Origin of the sequence: Cyanobium sp. Aljojuca 7D2, from assembly GCF_024346415.1 — a bacterium.
Classification (GTDB): Bacteria; Cyanobacteriota; Cyanobacteriia; order PCC-6307; family Cyanobiaceae; genus Cyanobium_A.
In genome coordinates this window covers 254,169-270,906 of sequence record NZ_JAGQCX010000001.1, presented here as the reverse complement: position 1 = coordinate 270,906, position 16,738 = coordinate 254,169, and the positions used below count along the sequence as shown (strand labels likewise).

Genomic DNA, 16,738 nt, shown 5'->3' with positions numbered 1-16,738 from the left:
CCCCTCCTGCTATGAGCCTGCGACCCTGGAGTCCGATTCCGATCGTGGAGGCCGGGGAGCCACTGGTGGATCTACCACCGCAGTTGTGGCGGCTGCAGCCCCATCCCTACGTCAGCCTCGGAGCGCCCTATGGGGCCCACGGGAATCCTTTCCAGCTGCGCAGCAGTGTGGTGGAGCGGCTACTCCAGGCCGAGCACGCCCTCCGGCAGTCCCAGCCCCAGTGCCGCCTGGCGATCTTTGATGCCTGGCGGCCCCTGGCCGTGCAGCGCTTCATGGTGCGCCATGCCGTGCTGGAGGAGTGCGCCCGTGCTGGTGTCAACCCCGATCAGCCCTCCCCTGCGCGCGACCGTGTGGTCACCGAGGTGGGGCGCTTCTGGGCCCCACCGAGCGATGATCCGGCCACACCGCCACCCCACAGCACCGGGGCGGCCGTCGACCTCACCTTGGCGGATGGCTCAGGGATGCCGCTGGCGATGGGGGGCGAGATCGATGCGATTGGCCCTGTATCGGAGCCGGAGTTCTACGCGGAGGCAGCCCTGGCGGATCCCAATGGTGCTGAGGCCCTCTGGCATGGGCGTCGCCAATGCTTAGCCCGGGTGATGGCCGGAGCAGGCTTCGTGCAGCATCCCAACGAGTGGTGGCACTTCAGCTGGGGCGATCAACTCTGGGCCTGGCGCCGTAGCGAAGAACAGGCCCGTTATGGCCGGATTGGCGAGGCCGCCAGCTCCCTGGCCAGCTGATCGGCCTGCTGGGCGGTCAGCAACTCCCGCTCAACGCAGCGCTTCAGGCTGCGGCGGGTCATTTCGAGTTGCAGCTCCCGCAGCCGGGCGAGCACGGCTGGGCTCTGGTCGGCATAGGGCTGCAGCTGCTGCTGAAACGCCCTTCGGATGCGCTCCACATCGCAGGTGGTGCGATCGGGGTCGTAGAGGGTGGGCCTGGAGGGGGCGGTTCCGGTTGGCGGCGGCCCTGGCTCCAGGCGACTGGGGCAAGCAGCGCCGATCCCAGTGCCACGGCGAGCAGGGGCCTGATCACCCAGCCCCCGCGCTGAGCCACTCCTGCACCGAGTCGCGGCCACTCTTGACCACGAAATCACCGAGGCTTCGCCGCCCACCGGCGCTCTGCCAGGCCTGCAGCAGGGGCTCAAGCGTGGCTTCCAGGGCCTCCAGGGGCATCTTCTCGAGATAGGGCTCCGCCAGGCGGCTGAGGTTGGGAGTGCCACCCAGCCAGAGTTGGTATTGATCGACGCCGCTCCCCACCAGGCCGATCTCGGCCATGTAGGGGCGGGCGCAGCCGTTGGGGCAGCCGGTGATGCGCACCAGCACCGATTTCGAAATGCCGAGCCGTTGGAACAGCGCCTCGAGCCGCTCCAGCACCTCGGGCAGGATGCGCTCGGCTTCTGTCACCGCCAGGCCGCAAAGGGGCAGCGCCGGGCAGGCCAGGGCATGGCGCGCCAAGGGGGCGGGACTCTCGGGCGATTCAAAACCAAGAGCCGCCAGCTCATCGCGCACGCTGGAGCGCTGGGCTACACCGATGTTGCAGAGCAGCAGGTCTTGGTTGGGGGTGAGGCGCACCTCGAGCTTGTAGGTGTCGATGATCCGGCGCAGGCCGCTCTTGATGGTGCCGGAGAGGCGGCCACAGAGCACAGGAAGGCCGACAAACCACAAGCCACGGCTTTGGCGGTGCCAGCCGAGGTAATCCTCGAGCTTGGACTTGGGCTCCAGCCGCATGCCTTTGATCGGATGGGCGAAGTAATGGGCCTGGAGCACCTGGCGGAACCAGGCGACACCACGGTCGTGGATCAGGTATTTCATGCGCGCATGGCGGCGCTGCTCCCGGTCGCCATGGTCGCGCTGCAGCGCCACGATCGACTGGAGCAGATCCAGCACGTGTTCGGCGGCCACGTAGCCCAGGGGATCGGCGGTGCGGGCGAACGTTTCTTCTTTGTTGTGGGTACGGCCCATGCCACCGCCCACGTACACGTTGCAGCCCTGGGGCTGGCCCTGGGGATCGCAGAACAGCACCAGGCCGATGTCCTGGGTCAGTAGGTCCACCGAGTTGTCGCCGGGCACGGTGACAGCCACCTTGAACTTGCGCGGCAGATAGGTGCCGCCATAGAGGGGTTCAGCGGCGTCGCCGCTGAACACACCGCCCTCGTTCTGGCGTGCCTTCACTTTGGCGACGGCAGCGCTGGGCTTGATCCGGTAGCTGAGCTCACCATCCACCCAGAGGTCGAGGTAGGAGCCTTCAGCTGCCTGGGGGGCGAGCAGGTCGGCGATCTCGTCGGCGAGTTGGCGGGCCGCGGGGTAGCCGCCCTTCTCAAACGGGGCCGCAGGTGCCATCACATTGCGGTTGATGTCACCGCAGGCCGCCAGGGTGGAGCCGAGATGACGCACGATCGTGCCGATCACCTCTTTGAGGTTGTCCTTGCGGACGCCGTGCATCTGGAAGGCTTGGCGGGTGGTGGCCCGCAGGGTGCCGTTACCCAGGCGATCAGAGAGCTCGTCAATGGCGAGATAGAGCGGCGCCGGAACCCGCCCACCCGGGTTGCGCAGGCGCAACATCATCTGCCAGTCCTTGTCTTGGCCTCTGACGCGATTTTCGCGGTTGTCCTGCTGGTAGCTGCCGTGGAACTTCAGGATCTGGACGGCGCTGTCCGTGAAATTCAGGGCGTCGTTGCCAAGTTCGGTGAGCAGCGGTTCCTTCAGGTGACCGCTACCGGCCTTGAGCTGTTCAAATTTTGACGGGGCCTTGTCTGACTGGGCCTTGTCTGAAGGGGCCTTGTCTGAAGGGGCCTTGTCTGAAGGGGCCTTGGCATCGGAGCCGTGCATGACTTGGGGCATCGGGTCCTGGCTCAAGGCTCGGCACGACACCGAAGTTAGCGAACAGCGTTCAATACAGTCGCGCTGTCTCGCCTGCCACCCTTGTCGACCTTTTTGCTCGAAATCGGCACTGAGGAACTTCCCGCCGACTTTGCCCGGCTGGCCCTGCCCCAGCTGGAGCAACTGGTGCGGAAGGATCTCGATGGGTTGAGGCTTGGCTTTGATGAAATTCGTTGCACGAGTACGCCGCGCCGCTTGGTGATCACGGCGGCCGGGCTGCCGGAGCGCCAGCCAGATCTGGAGGAAGATCGCAAGGGCCCCCCTAAAGCCCAGGCCTGGATCGATGGCAAACCCACGGCAGCGGCCCTGGGGTTTGCCAAACGCTGTGGAGTGGCCGCTGAAGCTCTGGAGATTCGCGACACCCCAAAAGGACCGTTTGTGTTTGCCCGTTGCCGCGAGGTTGGGCGACCCGCAGCGGAGGTGCTGGCGGGCCAGATTCCGCAATGGATCGAAGCGCTTCAGGGGCGACGTTTCATGCGCTGGGGGGAGGGGGAGATCCGCTTCTCCAGGCCGGTGCGCTGGCTCGTGGCCCTGCTGGATGCCACTCCGCTCGCCGTGACCCTGCCTGGCAGCGACCCGCTGGTGGCGGCGGGCAACATCAGCCGGGGGCATCGCCTACACACCAATGCGGTGTCCATTCCCAATGCGGAGGGGTACGTAGCCGCTTTGGCGGTGGCCGGCGTGACTGTGGATCGCGGGCATCGCGGTGCCCTGATTCACCAGGCCGTCACCACGGCGGCGGCCGCCCAGGCTGCCGATGCGGATCTCCCCGAGGAGCTGTTTGAGGAGCTGATCGACCTGGTCGAATCCCCATCGCTGCTGGAAGGCCAGTTCGATGCCCACTACCTGGCCCTGCCAGCCGAAGTGCTCAGCACCGTGATGCGGGCCCACCAGCGCTATGTGCCCCTCTATCGCCAAGGCCGCGCCAGCGATCCCCTGGCCCTCGATGCCCGCGACAGCCTGCTTCCCCGGTTCCTTTTCATCAGCAACGCGCTTCCCGAGGCGGCCGCCACCGTGGCTCGCGGCAATGAGCGGGTGCTGAAGGCTCGCCTGGCTGACGCTGAGTTTTTTGTGCGGGCCGACCGGGCCGTGCCCAGCATCGATCGCCGTGATCAGCTCTCCCGCGTCACCTTCGCCGCAGGTCTCGGATCCCTGCTCGACCGCACCGAGCGTCTGGAGTGGTGCACCGACGTGCTGCTGGAACAACTAGACCTACCCGCTGGCTGTGGCGACCATGCCCGCCGTGCCGCCCATCTCTGCAAACACGATCTGGTTAGCCAGATGGTGGGGGAATTCCCCGAGCTGCAGGGTGTGATGGGCGGCAAATATCTGGTGGCGGAGGGGGAGCCCCGCGAGGTTGGCCTGGCCGTTTTGGAGCATTACCTGCCCCGCGGCGCCGCTGATGCCTTGCCCACTTCTGCTGCCGGGGCGGTTGTGGCCCTGGCTGAGCGGCTGGAGCTGCTGCTGAGCATCTACGCCAAGGGGGAGCGCCCCACAGGCTCCTCCGATCCCTATGCCCTGCGGCGGGCCGCCCAGGGGCTCCTGCAGATCCTCTGGGATCGCGCCTGGCGGCTCGATCTGCTGTCTCTGCTGCACCGCTCCGCCCTGCATTGGGCCCAGTTGCTGCCCCACTGCGGTGTCGATGGGGAGGCCCTGGCCGCTGAGCTGGCCGAATTCCTGCGCCAACGGCTGGTGAGCCTGCTCGAGGAGGAGGGCTTCGATAGCGACCTGGTGCAGGCTGCAGCGGGCTCCTCGGTGCCGCTGGGGCGGGTGCTAGGGGATCCTGAGGATGCCCGCCAACGGGTGGCTCTGTTGGCCGAGCTGAGGGAGCGGGGTGAGCTGGCCGCCGTGCAGGCGGTCGTGACCCGCGCTGCCCGCCTGGCGGAGCAGGCAGATCTCGGCACCACGGTTCTAAGCCCCGCAGGGGTGGTCCAACCGGCCCTGTTCGAGAAGTCGAGTGAGGTCGGCATGCTCGCAGTGCTCAACGAACTTGAGCCGATCGCTTCACGCCCATCGAGCGACCGCTACGCACAGCTGGCTCGTGGTCTCTCAGCCGGATCGGATGCCCTGGCGGCCTTCTTTGACGGTGATCAGAGCGTCATGGTGCTGGCCGAGGATCCCGCGGTGCGCGAAAACCGGCTCAATCTTTTGGCGGTGCTGCGCAATCAGGCCAACGTGCTGGCCGATTTCAGCCGCATCAGCGGTTGAGGGCCACAGACACCTTTGAGGGGCTGCCTGTTGGCCGAGCCCCTCAGGTGGATGGGCCGTAGGTCCTACTGGCCGGCCAGAACGGGTTCCCGCTCGGGCTCCTGATCGGCCTTAGTACTGGATGCCTGATCAGGCTTGCTGGCTTGGTTACGCACCTTGATGCCGCCCTTGATCGTGCTCACGGCAAGCATGGCGTTGACTTCAGCCTCATCCCGCACGGCGCTGTCGACAGGCTTGTAGCCCTGGGGCGCCAGAGCGTTGCCACGAAGCACCGAACCCAGGGTGAGCAAGGTGAGCTTCAGTTGCTGCCAGGGATTCATCATCACCACCCGCTTGTAGAGGTAGCTGTCGAAGGTGAGGCGCTGCACGTCTTTGTCATCGCACATCTCCACGAAGGCTTCCCGGGCCGCATCGTTGCGGTAAAAGATGTTTTGCAGAAGCTCCAGCACCTTGTAGGTGGCGCCGTACTGGCGATCCCACTTCTTGAGGTACTTCTTGAGGTCTGCCTCGCTGGGCACCTTGGTGCCACCGGCGCTGGCCTCAACGATCTGCTCAGCACACATTCGGCCGCTCTTGGCTGCGAAGTAGATGCCTTCGCCCGAGCTCTTGGTCACATAGCCGGCGGCATCACCCACCAGGGCCATGCGGCCCACCACCCGCCTCGGGCGGGGATGCTCAGGAATGGGATGGGCTTCCACCTTGATCACTTCGCCGTTGACCAGGCGCTTCTTGGCCCGCTCACGGATGCCTTCCTGCAGGCTTTTGATCAGCCCCTGGTTCTGTTGCATCGTGCCGGTGCCCACGGCCACGTGGTCGTACTTGGGGAAGACCCAGGCGTAGAAATCGGGAGAGACGTCTGTGCCGACGTACATCTCGGCGAGGGTCTCGTAGTACTTCATCTCCTCGGGCGGGAGTTTGATCCGCTCCTGGAAGGCGATGGCCACGTTGTAGTCGCCGGCATCCATGGCCTTGGCCACGCGGCTGTTGGCGCCATCGGCGCCCACGATCAGATCCACTTCGAGGGTCTTGGTTTCGCCGGTGGCCTCACCTGAGGCGTAATCGGAGTAGGTGAGGGTGTACGGGCCCTGGCGGTTGGCGCCCGTGTCGATCTTGGTGACCAGACCGTTCACAAGGTGAGCGCCCAGATCAGCGGCGCGGTCGCGCAGGAAGGAGTCCATCACCTCCCGCCGGCACATGCCGATGTACTCGTCAGCGTTATCGAGGTTGATGTCCACCTCCCGGTTGGAGGGGGAGATCATTTTCATGTTGCGGACCTTGCGGTCGATGATCGACTCCGGCAGGTCGAACTCGCTGACCATGCAGAGGGGAATCGCCCCGCCACAGGGCTTGGCATTGTCGAGCTTGCGCTCAAAGATCCAGGTTTTGATGCCGGCCTTGGCAAGCACTTCGGCCGCACAGGAACCACTGGGGCCGCCACCCACCACTGCCACACGCAACATCGGAAAACCGCTCCGCCAGGAAGGGATGTGGCTGGGAAGCTAACACTGTTGAGCGGCCTGTTGATGGCCAATCCGCACGCCCCGCCTAGGATCTTTACTGCTCCCATTCCCAGGGCTGTTGATTGGTGCCAGGCAGGGGACCCGCGTGACCCGTCGCAATCCCCTTAGTAGCCCCAAGAGGCGCCCCCCTGGCCAGGATGGGTTGTCCCAGGCCGGCGGCCTGGACGACATTCCTGTTGCGCGCCGCTCTGCGCGCCCAGGAGCCCCGGCCAACCGGTGGCTCTTTCGGCTCACGGTGGTCACCGGGTCGCTCCTGCTGGGTTTGGTTGTGCTGCTGTTGTGGCGGCCCCAGCCCCTGCAGGGTCTGTTGGCGCCGCAGCCGGTCAAGGGCCTGAATGCCCGCACGGGCCCCGATGGGAGGCTGCTGGGCCATTTCCCCTATACGGAACTGCCCCCCTCCGACCAGGTAACGGTGGCTCCAGGCCTGACGTTGCACCGAGACGCCGCCGCCGCCCTCCTGGCCATGCAGCGGGATGCGGCCAGCCGTGGGGTCGAGCTGGTGGTGCTGAGTGCCTTCCGCTCGATCACGCTCCAGAACGAACTGTTTTTCGACGTGAAATCCGAGCGCAATCAAAGTGCCCGCGAGCGGGCGATGGTCAGTGCTCCTCCAGGCTTTTCCGAGCACAGCACCGGCTATGCGGTCGATCTGGGTGACGGTCGCGCTCCGGCCACCAACCTCTCCCCCGCCTTCGACCAAACCGAGGCGTTTGCCTGGCTCCAAGCCCATGCGGCCCGATATCACTTCACGCTCTCCTTTCCCCGCGGCAACGCCCAGGGGGTGAGCTATGAGCCCTGGCACTGGCGCTTTGAAGGCAGCGCCGAGGCACTCCAGGTGTTTGAGCCGGCCCAGCGGTTGGCCCGCTGATGGTGCCCGTTCCCGAACTGCTGGCACCGGCGGGCAACTGGGAGGCGCTGCGGGCCGCGGTGGCCAACGGTGCCGATGCCGTTTATTTCGGTGTGGAAGCATTCAACGCCCGCATGCGTGCGGCCAACTTTCGGCTCACCGAACTGGCGGAGGTGATGCACTGGCTGCACCAGCGCGGGGTCAAAGGTTTCCTCACCGTCAACGTGCTGGTGTTCAGCGACGAACTGGACGAAGCCGCCGCGTTGGTGCAGTCGGCTGCAGCGGCGGGGGTGGATGCGCTGATTGTTCAGGACATCGGCCTGGCCCGTCTGGCCCAAGCCGTGGCGCCGCAATTGGCAATCCATGGATCGACTCAGATGTCGATCACAAGCGCCGCCGGCGTGGCCCAGGCCGCCGCGCTGGGGTGTGAGCGGGTGGTGCTGGCCCGCGAGCTGACCCTCGCCGATCTCGGGCGTCTGCAGCACCAGCTTCAGCAGCGCCAGCTGGCCATGCCGCTGGAGGTTTTCGTGCACGGGGCCCTGTGCGTGGCCTATTCGGGCCAATGCCTCACCAGCGAAGCCCTCGGCCAGCGCAGTGCCAATCGGGGTGAATGCGCCCAGGCCTGCCGCCTGCCCTATCAGCTGATTGTGGATGGCGAGGAGCGCGACCTGCACGACCAGCGCTATCTGCTCTCACCCCAGGATCTGGCGGCCTGGGAGCTGCTGCCCCAACTCCAGGCGATCGGGATTGCCAGCCTCAAGATCGAGGGGCGCCTGAAGGACGCCAGCTACGTGGCGGCCGTCACCGATGCCTACCGCCAGAACCTCGATCGGCTCGCCGCGGGCAGCAACCCAGGCGCCATGCCCTCCGAGCAACGCCGCTCCCTGGAACTGAGCTTCTCTCGGGGGCTCTCCACCGGTTGGTTGGCGGGAATCAACCACCGGGCCCTGGTGCATGGCCGTTGGAGCAAGAAGCGGGGGCCCCGGATCGGCGTGTTCGAGCACTGGGATCCCCAGGGGGGATGGTGGATCGTGGACACCCGCGAGGCCCTCAAGCCCGGCGATGGGCTCGTGTTTGAAGCTGCTGGTGCCGCACCACTGGAGGCCCCGTTGGAGGTGGGGGGCCGGGTGATGGCGGTGCAGCAGCGGCCGGGCCAGCGCCTGGCGATTCGGCTGGGGCCTGGCCGGGTCGACGGCCTTGGCTTCCGGCCCGGCAGCCCCTGCTGGCTCACCAGTGACCCCAGCCTGGAGCGCCATTGGCAGCGGCTGGCCAGCCAGACAGTGCCGGAGCGAAGCCGGCTGCTGCACCTTCAAGTGAGCGGTCAGGTGGGTCAACCCCTCGAGGTGCGGGTGCTCACAGCCGAGGGCCTGCCGCCCGATTGCACCGGCGGCCTCGTGCTGCGCTCTGCCTCAGCGCTGCAGCCCGCCACCGGTCAGCCTCTCAACCGGGAGCGTCTTGAGGCCCAGCTTGGCCGGCTCGGCGGCACCTGTTGGACCCTGCAGGGCCTGGAGCTCGCGCTCGATGGCGATCTGTTTCTGCCCATGGCCCAGCTCAACCAGCTGCGGCGTGAGCTGGTGGATCAGCTGGCGGCGCTGGAGCGCAATCCCGGGCTGGCTGGATCGGGCGAGCCGTCTGAACCCTGCGCCGATCTCAAGTCTGTTCTGCAGCAGCTGGCTGCCGTCGAGCCTCGCGAAATAACTCCGGCGGGTGTGGATCAAGGCCCCGCGTTGATTGTGCTGGTTCGCACGCTGGAGCAGCTGCGAGCCCTGCGAGATCAACCGGTGGCGGCGGTGATCGCCGACCTCGACCAACCCGCTGAGCTGCGGGAGGCAGTGGCGATCGGCCGGGGCTGCTGGCCCCAGGGCATCTGGCTTGCGGGTCCGCGCATCACCCGACCGGATGAACGCTGGACGCTCGAGCCGCTGCTGCGGGCTCGCCCCGATGGCTACCTGGTGCGCAATGCCGATCAATTGGAAGCCCTCACACCCCTGGCCCCCTGCAGCGGTGACTTTTCTCTGAACGTTGCCAATCCGCTCACCGCGGCTTGGTTTCTTGAACGCTGGGGCCTGCAGCGGATCACCGCCAGCTACGACCTGGATCTGCCGCAGTTGTTGGCTTTGCTCCAGGGCTGCCCCCCTGAGCGGGTGGAGGTGACGGTGCATCAGCACATGCCCCTGTTCCACATGGAGCATTGCCTGTTCTGCGCCTTCCTTTCGGAGGGCCACGACCACACCGATTGCGGTCGCCCCTGTGAGCAGCACACCGTGGTGCTGCGGGATCGCAGCGGCAGCGAGCACCCCCTGCTGGCCGATCTCGGTTGCCGCAACACGCTGTTTAACGGCAAAGCCCAAACTGCCGCCGAGGCCCTCCCCCAGCTGCAGCGTGGCGGAGTGCGCCACCTCCGACTCGAACTGCTGCAGGAATCGTCGGCCCAAGCCCGTCAGCGGGTCGAGCAATACGCGGCTGCGCTGCGCGGCGAGATCAGCGGCCGCAGCCTGTGGCAGCGGGAGCAGCTCGACAGCCGCCTCGGTGTGACCCGCGGCAGCCTCAGAAGCGGCAAGGGCGTGGGATAGAGTTGAGAGCTGGCTTCGAGTCTTCGTAAACGTTCCGCATCCCGTTCCGTCTACATAAACTTCAAGTCAACGTACTTAAAACGTACGGCCATCAAGTACTCAGTAGGACCTTATTTATATGAGCGGCGCACACACAGGCACGCCCATTCGCAACATTGCGATCATCGCCCACGTTGACCACGGCAAAACCACGCTGGTGGATGCCCTGCTCACCCAGTCGGGCATTTTCCGCGAAGGAGAGGCGGTTCCCACCTGTGTGATGGACTCCAATGATCTGGAGCGCGAACGCGGCATCACCATCCTGTCGAAGAACACGGCTGTCGATTACGACGGGATTCGCATCAACATCGTCGACACCCCTGGCCACGCCGACTTTGGCGGTGAGGTGGAGCGGGTGCTGGGCATGGTGGATGGCTGTCTGCTGATCGTGGATGCCAACGAGGGCCCGATGCCCCAGACCCGTTTTGTGCTCAAGAAGGCTCTGGAGAAGGGCCTGCGGCCGATCGTGTTCGTCAACAAGATTGACCGGGCTCGGGTCGACCCTGAGGTGGCGGTCGACAAGGTGCTTGATCTGTTCCTGGAACTGGGCGCCGACGACGACCAGTGCGATTTCCCCTATCTGTTTGGTAGTGGCATGGGCGGCTACGCCAAGCCAGACATGAAAACCGAAAGCGACAACATGTTGCCGCTGTTCGAAGCCATCCTGCGGCACGTTCCGCCGCCGGTCGGGGATCCCGAGAAGCCCCTGCAACTGCAGGTGACCACTCTCGATTACTCGGATTTTCTCGGCCGGATCATGATCGGCCGCATCCACAACGGCACGATCAAGGCTGGCCAGCCCGCCGCCCTGATCCGCGATGACGGCAGCATCAAACGTAGCCGCATCAGCAAACTGCTCGGCTTCCAGGGCCTGCAGCGCGTCGAGATTGAAGAAGCGCGCGCTGGCGACCTGGTGGCCGTGGCCGGCTTTGACGAGGTGAACATCGGCGAGACGATCGCCTGCCCGGATCACCCAGAAGCCCTGCCCCTGATCCGGGTGGATGAACCCACCCTGCAGATGACCTTTGTCATCAACGACTCTCCTTTTGCCGGCAAGGAAGGCAAGTTTGTGACCAGCCGCCAGGTGCGTGATCGCCTGCAGAAAGAGCTGCTCACCAACGTGGCGCTGCGGGTCGAAGACACCGATTCACCCGACCGCTGGGCCGTCAGCGGCCGCGGTGAGCTGCACCTCGGCATCCTGATCGAAACGATGCGCCGCGAGGGCTACGAGTTCCAGGTGTCCCAGCCCCAGGTGATCTTCCGCACCATCGACGGCACCCCTTCCGAGCCCTACGAAACCCTGGTGCTCGATGTGCCGGAGGAGTCGGTGGGCGCCTGCATCGAAAAGCTCGGCGTGCGCAAGGCCGAGATGCAGAACATGGAGAACACCAACGACGGCCGCACCCAGCTGGAGTTTGTGGTGCCGGCCCGCGGCCTGATCGGCTTCCGCGGCGAGTTCATCCGCGCCACACGGGGTGAGGGGATCATGAGCCACTCCTTCCTCGATTACCGCCCGATGCAGGGCGACATGGACAACCGTCGCAACGGTGTGCTCATTGCGTTTGAAGAGGGTACCGCCACCTTCTATGCACTCAAGGGTGCGGAAGACCGGGGCCAGTTTTTCATCACGCCAGGCACCAAGGTGTACAAGGGGATGATCGTGGGAGAGCACAACCGTCCGCCCGACCTCGAACTCAACGTCTGCAAGGCCAAGCAGGTAACAAACATCCGCTCCGCAGGCGCTGAGGTGCTCGACACTCTGCAGGCTCCGATCCAGATGACCCTGGAGCGGGCCCTCGAGTACATCGGACCTGACGAGATGTTGGAGGTCACCCCTGAATCGATCCGTCTGCGCAAACTGCCGTCCAAAAAGGCAGCCAAGCGCTGATCGGTGCCCCTCGACCTCGAAGAACAGGCGTTGATGGCCGATCCGCGTCTCGCGGAGGCCATCGCCCTGTTCAATGCCAGCGACTGGTACGCCTGCCACGACGGCTTCGAAGCCCTCTGGCATGAGACGGCGGGAGCCATGCGGCCGGTGCTCCAGGGCATCCTGCAGATCGCCGTGGCAGAGCTGCACCTCGAGCGCGGCAACCTGCGGGGAGCCACGATCCTCATGGGCGAAGGGCTGGGCAGGCTGCAGGGCGTTGCAGATTGGGCGCTGGGCCTAAACCTCACCGCCCTGCGGGAGTGCGCCAGCCAGCGGCTGCGGGCCCTGCAGGAGGAGCGCTCGCTGGAGGGGCTGGAATGTCCGAGATTGCCTGCGGCGCAAGCGCAGCACTGCTCTGTAGATTGATGCAAGAGCCTCTTGGGCCCCAGCTGTTGCTCGTATCCCTTCTGCGCCCCTGGCCCCTCCCGGGGGTGGCCCGCCTGATGGCGTGCCTCGCCGGCGCGACCTTGGCTGCATCCGCGGTAGCTGCCGATCTCCCGCCTAGCGCTCCTGGGGTCATCACCCCCACCAGCGGTCTGGTCACGATCGAGTCCGACCTGCAGAAAGCCGACAACAGCACCGGCGTCGTCACTGCCACGGGCAACGTGCGCATCGTCTATCCGGATCAACGGGTTGTAGCCACCGCACGCCAGGCGCAATATTTCAGCCGCGAGGGGCGGGTGGTGCTCAGCGGCGATGTCGATGTGGTGCAGGACACCGGTCACAGCATCCGGGCTGAGCGCCTGGTGGTTCTGGTGGAACGGGAGCGGATCGTGGCTGAACCAGCGCCGGGCGACCAGGTGATCACCCACTACCGACTCAATGCCCCGCAGCCGCAGCCGGGTTCCCAGCCATGAGCCTGGATTTGGTTGATGTGGTGCTGGCCATCAGCGGCCGGTTGTTGGTGAACCATGTGTCCCTGCAGCTCGAGCCCGGTGAGGTGGTGGGCCTGCTGGGCCCCAACGGCGCCGGCAAGACCACCACCTTCGGACTGGTCACAGGTCTGCTGCGTCCAGATTCCGGCCGGGTGTCCTTGGATGGCCTGGAAATTGAACAGTTGCCGATGCCCCAACGGGCCCGGCTCGGCATCGGCTACCTCCCCCAGGAGCCAAGCGTGTTTCGTCAGTTGAGCGTGCGTGACAACCTCAGCCTGGCCTTGCAGGAAAGTGGCACTCCGGTTGACCTGCGTCGCGAGCGCCTTGAGGGCTTGATTGAGGATTTCCACCTCACGGCCTTTCAGCACCGCAAGGGCTACCAGCTCTCCGGTGGAGAGCGCCGCCGCTGTGAGGTGGCCCGGGCCCTGGCGGTGGGGGTGGAAGGTCCGCGCTACCTCCTGCTCGATGAGCCCTTCGCCGGGGTCGACCCCATCGCCGTGTCAGATCTGCAGCAGTTGATCGACCAGCTGCGGAACCGGGGGATGGGTCTGTTGATCACCGACCACAACGTGCGTGAGACCCTGGCCATCACCGATCGGGCCTACATCCTCTCCGAAGGTTCCATCCTGGCTTCGGGCAGCTCCGAAGAGGTGGGATCCGACCCCTTGGTGCGTCGTCATTATCTCGGCGAGTCATTCCGTCTATGAGCTGGACCCTTCGCTTCCGCCGCCAGCTGTTGCGTCCCTGGGGCCGGCTGCCCCTGATCGACCGCTGGCTGCTGTCTGAGTTGATCGGCCCGCTGGTGTTTGGCATCGCGGCCTTCACAGCGGTCTCCCTGTCGGTGGGAGCGGTGTTTGAACTGGTGCGGAGGGTGGCCGAATCCGGTCTGCCCCTCGACGTGGCGCTGCGGGTGCTGCTGCTTGAGCTGCCGTCGTTTCTGGTGCTCTCCTTCCCGATGGCCACCCTGATGGCCACCCTGCTCACCTACTCCAAGCTCTCGGGCAATAGTGAGCTGACCGCCCTGCGCAGCGTGGGGGTGGCCACCTGGCGGATGGTGATGCCGGCGGTGGCCGTCGCTCTGGTGATGACCCTGCTCACCTTCACCTTCAACGAGGCCATCGTGCCGCGCACCCTGCTGGAGGCCAAAAACACCCTCAACCGCGCCATCGGACGGGCGGTGGCCGGGGAGCAGAAGGACAACGTGATGTTCTCCAAATACGGGGAGATTCAGGCTGCCGATGGCAGCACCGAGCGGGGCCTGACCCATTTTTTCTATGCCCAGCGCTTCAACAAAGGCGTGATGGAGCGGGTCACCCTGCTCGATCTGTCGCGGCAGGATCAACGCGTGCTGCTCAGTGCCGATCGGGCCCGTTGGAGCGAGCCCGACGCCCAGTGGGAATTCCTTGATGGCCATGTGTTTGGTGTCACCGAGGGATCGAACAGCTCCACAACGTCAGCGAATTTCGACCGCTACCTCTACCCACTCGGCAGTCAGCCCTTGCAGGTGGCCAAGCTGCCCAAGGATTCCAACTCCATGACGATCGGTCAGGCCCGGACCGCCGAACGGCTGCTGCGCGAGGCCAGTGATCTGCAGGGTGCCCGCAAGCTGAGGGTGCGGATTCAGGAGAAATTCGCCTTCCCCGCCGTGTGTCTGGTCTTTGGCTTGATCGGCAGCAGTCTGGGGGTGCGACCCCACTCACGCCGAAGCCGCAGCCAGGGGTTTGGGCTCAGTGTGCTGTTGATCTTCGGCTACTACCTCGTGGCCTTCGTGTTCAGTTCCCTCGGGGTAAAGGGCATCCTCATGCCTTATTTTTCAGCCTGGCTGCCCGTGGTGATTGGTCTGGGTGCCGGCATGTATCTGTTGCGCCAGGCCAGCCGCTGAGGTTGCCGGTGATTCGCCAAACTGGGCACTGGTTTCTGCGATGCCCGTGCCCGCCCTGTTGAACGATCCGGTGCTTGGCCTGGGCCTGACGGCGTTTGCCCTGTTGCTGCTGGTCCTGCCCCTGGCATTCTGGTCGTTGAGTGGTGGCCGAAACAGTGGGGTGGTGCGGCTGCTGGTGGCGGCGGCCAACCTCTGCCTCACCGCCCAGCTGGTGCTGCGCTGGTGGGAGTCCGGTCACTTCCCAATCAGCAACCTCTACGAGTCGCTCTGCTTCCTGGCCTGGGGGTGCACCCTCACCCAGTTGCTGGTGGAACGCAGCTGGCCCTCACCGCTCGTGCCGGCAGCGGCTACGCCGATGGCCCTGGGTTGTGTGGCGTTCGCGAGCTTTGCCCTGCCCGATCGGCTGCAAGAAGCGTCCCCACTGGTGCCTGCGCTGCGCTCCAGCTGGCTGGTGATGCACGTCAGCGTGATCATGCTGAGCTACGCCGCTCTGCTGGTTGGTTCGCTCTTGTCCCTGGCCGTGCTGTTTACGGATCGTCACAACACCTTGGAGCTGCGCAGCAGCTCCATCGGCAGCGGTGGCTACCGCCAAGCCCAACTGGCCACGGCCACGGAAGGAGCGGGCAACGCTTCTCCACCACTCCAGCTCAGCAGCGTGGCCATGCCGATCGCTGAGCAACTCGATTCGCTCAGCTACCGCACCATCACCGTGGGCTTTCTGTTGCTCTCGGTGGGGTTGGTCAGTGGGGCGGTGTGGGCCAATGAGGCCTGGGGCAGCTGGTGGAGCTGGGACCCGAAGGAAACCTGGGCCCTGATCTGCTGGCTTGTCTATGCCGCCTACCTGCACACCCGCTTGATCCGGGGCTGGCAGGGCCGTAAGCCAGCCTTGGTGGCAGCCGCTGGCCTGGTGGTGATCGTGGTCTGCTACATCGGCGTCAACCTGCTTGGCATCGGCCTGCACAGCTACGGCTGGTTCTTCGAGAGCTGAGGCTTTTCGCGCGCGTTTCGCGTCGCAGCAAACCCTCGGAAAGCAGGACCCCAAGCCAGCAAAAAGCCCCCCTCGATGAGGGGGGCAGGGTTTGGTGAGCGGCGCTCGACAAATCCCAGCTGCTCAAGCCGCCACAGCCACGGGACGCTTGCTGTTGCGGATGCCGGTGATCGCTTCGGCGTAGTTGGGCTGGTTGAACACGCCCGATCCACTGACGATGGCGTTGGCTCCGGCCTCAATGACCTTCCAGGCGTTTTCGGCCTTGATGCCGCCATCCACCTCAATCCAGGGATCGAGACCGCGCTCATCGCACAGGCGGCGCAGATCACGAATCTTCTGCACCTGGTTGTCGATGAAGCTCTGACCGCCAAAACCAGGGTTGACGCTCATGATCAGCACGAGGTCGCACAGCTCAAGGCAGTACTCGAGGGTGTCGAGGGGTGTGCTGGGGTTCAGCACTGCACCGGCGAGCTTGCCTAGATCCTTGATTTGGGCCAGGTTGCGGTGCAGGTGGGGGCAGGCTTCGACCTGAACGGAGATGATGTCAGCCCCGGCTTTGGCGAAGTCGGCGACATATTTCTCGGGCTCAACGATCATCAGGTGAACGTCGAGGGTTTTGCTGGTGACCGGACGCAGGGCTTCGACAATCAGGGGCCCAATGGTGATGTTGGGCACGAAACGGCCATCCATCACATCGATGTGGATCCAGTCGGCACCGGCCTGGTCGACGGCACGCACGTCATCACCGAGACGGGAGAAGTCGGCGGACAGAATCGACGGGGAGATCACCAGGGGCTTAGTGCTCATGCTGGGGTCACCGCAAGAAGAGTGGCGGGATTCTAAGGAGCGACGGTTTGGGCGTCCTGTGGAAGGGGCGGCTTTCACTGATACAGTTGCAGCCGCTTCATCTCCGAAAGGCCTAGCGGCAGCAGGACTCTGACCCCTTGTCCCGCCTGGCCAACGCCATTCCCTGAAGCCCATTCCCCTGCCGGATCACCGTGGA

General features: G+C 65.3%; 14 protein-coding genes. 10 read left to right on the top strand and 4 right to left on the bottom strand.

The window, feature by feature from the left end; genetic code table 11:
• The first annotated feature begins 11 nt into the window (after positions 1-11).
• Positions 12-740: a M15 family metallopeptidase gene (locus KBY57_RS01520; protein ID WP_254994114.1), complete on the top strand. Its 729-nt coding sequence runs from the start codon at positions 12-14 to the stop codon at positions 738-740.
• Here the strand turns inward: KBY57_RS01520 and KBY57_RS01515 are convergent.
• Together KBY57_RS01515 and sir are read right to left on the bottom strand one after the other, a co-directional pair.
• Positions 698-1,075 carry a hypothetical protein gene (locus tag KBY57_RS01515; RefSeq protein ID WP_254994113.1) on the bottom strand — a complete coding sequence of 126 codons (378 nt, stop codon included), beginning with the start codon at positions 1,073-1,075 and terminating at the stop codon, positions 698-700. The genes KBY57_RS01520 and KBY57_RS01515 overlap by 43 nt on opposite strands.
• The gene (gene sir / locus KBY57_RS01510) at positions 1,029-2,828 is read right to left on the bottom strand and encodes a sulfite reductase, ferredoxin dependent (RefSeq protein WP_254994112.1); all 1,800 of its coding nucleotides are present in this window, start codon (positions 2,826-2,828) and stop codon (positions 1,029-1,031) included. The genes KBY57_RS01515 and sir overlap by 47 nt, the downstream gene beginning before the upstream one ends.
• A 93-nt stretch (positions 2,829-2,921) precedes the next feature.
• Between sir and glyS the strand changes: the two genes are divergently transcribed.
• A complete protein-coding gene (gene glyS, locus KBY57_RS01505; RefSeq protein ID WP_254994111.1) occupies positions 2,922-5,087 on the top strand; it encodes a glycine--tRNA ligase subunit beta in 2,166 nt (721 codons plus the stop codon).
• Positions 5,088-5,152: 65 nt separating this feature from the next.
• Here glyS and chlP read toward each other — a convergent pair whose 3' ends face one another.
• On the bottom strand, positions 5,153-6,547 hold the full coding sequence (gene chlP, locus KBY57_RS01500) for a geranylgeranyl reductase (RefSeq protein ID WP_254994110.1): 1,395 nt from the start codon (positions 6,545-6,547) through the stop codon (positions 5,153-5,155).
• Positions 6,548-6,749: 202 nt separating this feature from the next.
• Here chlP and KBY57_RS01495 point away from each other — a divergent pair, with 202 nt between their 5' ends.
• The 8 genes from KBY57_RS01495 to ccsB all read left to right on the top strand — a co-directional run bounded on the left by KBY57_RS01495 (position 6,750) and on the right by ccsB (position 15,735).
• The gene (locus KBY57_RS01495) at positions 6,750-7,472 is read left to right on the top strand and encodes a D-alanyl-D-alanine carboxypeptidase family protein (RefSeq protein ID WP_254994109.1); all 723 of its coding nucleotides are present in this window, start codon (positions 6,750-6,752) and stop codon (positions 7,470-7,472) included.
• The gene (locus tag KBY57_RS01490; RefSeq protein ID WP_254994108.1) at positions 7,472-10,024 is read left to right on the top strand and encodes a U32 family peptidase; all 2,553 of its coding nucleotides are present in this window, start codon (positions 7,472-7,474) and stop codon (positions 10,022-10,024) included. The genes KBY57_RS01495 and KBY57_RS01490 overlap by 1 nt, the downstream gene beginning before the upstream one ends.
• A 118-nt stretch (positions 10,025-10,142) precedes the next feature.
• Positions 10,143-11,951, top strand: coding sequence for a translational GTPase TypA (gene typA, locus KBY57_RS01485; RefSeq protein WP_254987319.1), 1,809 nt, complete (start codon positions 10,143-10,145; stop codon positions 11,949-11,951).
• Between the two features lie 33 nt (positions 11,952-11,984).
• Positions 11,985-12,356: a DUF309 domain-containing protein gene (locus KBY57_RS01480; protein ID WP_254994259.1), complete on the top strand. Its 372-nt coding sequence runs from the start codon at positions 11,985-11,987 to the stop codon at positions 12,354-12,356.
• 26 nt (positions 12,357-12,382) lie between these two features.
• Positions 12,383-12,847, top strand: a complete 465-nt coding sequence (locus KBY57_RS01475; protein WP_254994107.1) for an LptA/OstA family protein — start codon at positions 12,383-12,385, stop codon at positions 12,845-12,847.
• Positions 12,844-13,572 carry an LPS export ABC transporter ATP-binding protein gene (lptB, locus tag KBY57_RS01470; protein ID WP_254994106.1) on the top strand — a complete coding sequence of 243 codons (729 nt, stop codon included), beginning with the start codon at positions 12,844-12,846 and terminating at the stop codon, positions 13,570-13,572. The genes KBY57_RS01475 and lptB overlap by 4 nt, the downstream gene beginning before the upstream one ends.
• Positions 13,569-14,747 carry an LptF/LptG family permease gene (locus tag KBY57_RS01465; protein WP_254994105.1) on the top strand — a complete coding sequence of 393 codons (1,179 nt, stop codon included), beginning with the start codon at positions 13,569-13,571 and terminating at the stop codon, positions 14,745-14,747. The genes lptB and KBY57_RS01465 overlap by 4 nt, the downstream gene beginning before the upstream one ends.
• A 40-nt stretch (positions 14,748-14,787) precedes the next feature.
• Positions 14,788-15,735 (top strand): c-type cytochrome biogenesis protein CcsB, encoded by a 948-nt coding sequence (ccsB, locus tag KBY57_RS01460; protein ID WP_254994104.1) that lies wholly within the window; start codon positions 14,788-14,790, stop codon positions 15,733-15,735.
• 123 nt (positions 15,736-15,858) lie between these two features.
• Here the strand turns inward: ccsB and rpe are convergent, their stop codons facing one another.
• On the bottom strand, positions 15,859-16,542 hold the full coding sequence (gene rpe / locus KBY57_RS01455; RefSeq protein ID WP_254987324.1) for a ribulose-phosphate 3-epimerase: 684 nt from the start codon (positions 16,540-16,542) through the stop codon (positions 15,859-15,861).
• Positions 16,543-16,738 lie beyond the last annotated feature (196 nt).

Coding starts and splice junctions, on each gene's coding strand:
- rpe (WP_254987324.1), bottom strand. CDS start 16,542: ATGAGCACTAAGCCCCTGGTGATCTCCCCGTCGATTCTGTCCGCCGAC.
- KBY57_RS01480 (WP_254994259.1), top strand. CDS start 11,985: ATGGCCGATCCGCGTCTCGCGGAGGCCATCGCCCTGTTCAATGCCAGC.
- ccsB (WP_254994104.1), top strand. CDS start 14,788: ATGCCCGTGCCCGCCCTGTTGAACGATCCGGTGCTTGGCCTGGGCCTG.
- KBY57_RS01490 (WP_254994108.1), top strand. CDS start 7,472: ATGGTGCCCGTTCCCGAACTGCTGGCACCGGCGGGCAACTGGGAGGCG.
- KBY57_RS01465 (WP_254994105.1), top strand. CDS start 13,569: ATGAGCTGGACCCTTCGCTTCCGCCGCCAGCTGTTGCGTCCCTGGGGC.
- KBY57_RS01520 (WP_254994114.1), top strand. CDS start 12: ATGAGCCTGCGACCCTGGAGTCCGATTCCGATCGTGGAGGCCGGGGAG.
- chlP (WP_254994110.1), bottom strand. CDS start 6,547: ATGTTGCGTGTGGCAGTGGTGGGTGGCGGCCCCAGTGGTTCCTGTGCG.
- lptB (WP_254994106.1), top strand. CDS start 12,844: ATGAGCCTGGATTTGGTTGATGTGGTGCTGGCCATCAGCGGCCGGTTG.
- sir (WP_254994112.1), bottom strand. CDS start 2,828: ATGCACGGCTCCGATGCCAAGGCCCCTTCAGACAAGGCCCCTTCAGAC.
- typA (WP_254987319.1), top strand. CDS start 10,143: ATGAGCGGCGCACACACAGGCACGCCCATTCGCAACATTGCGATCATC.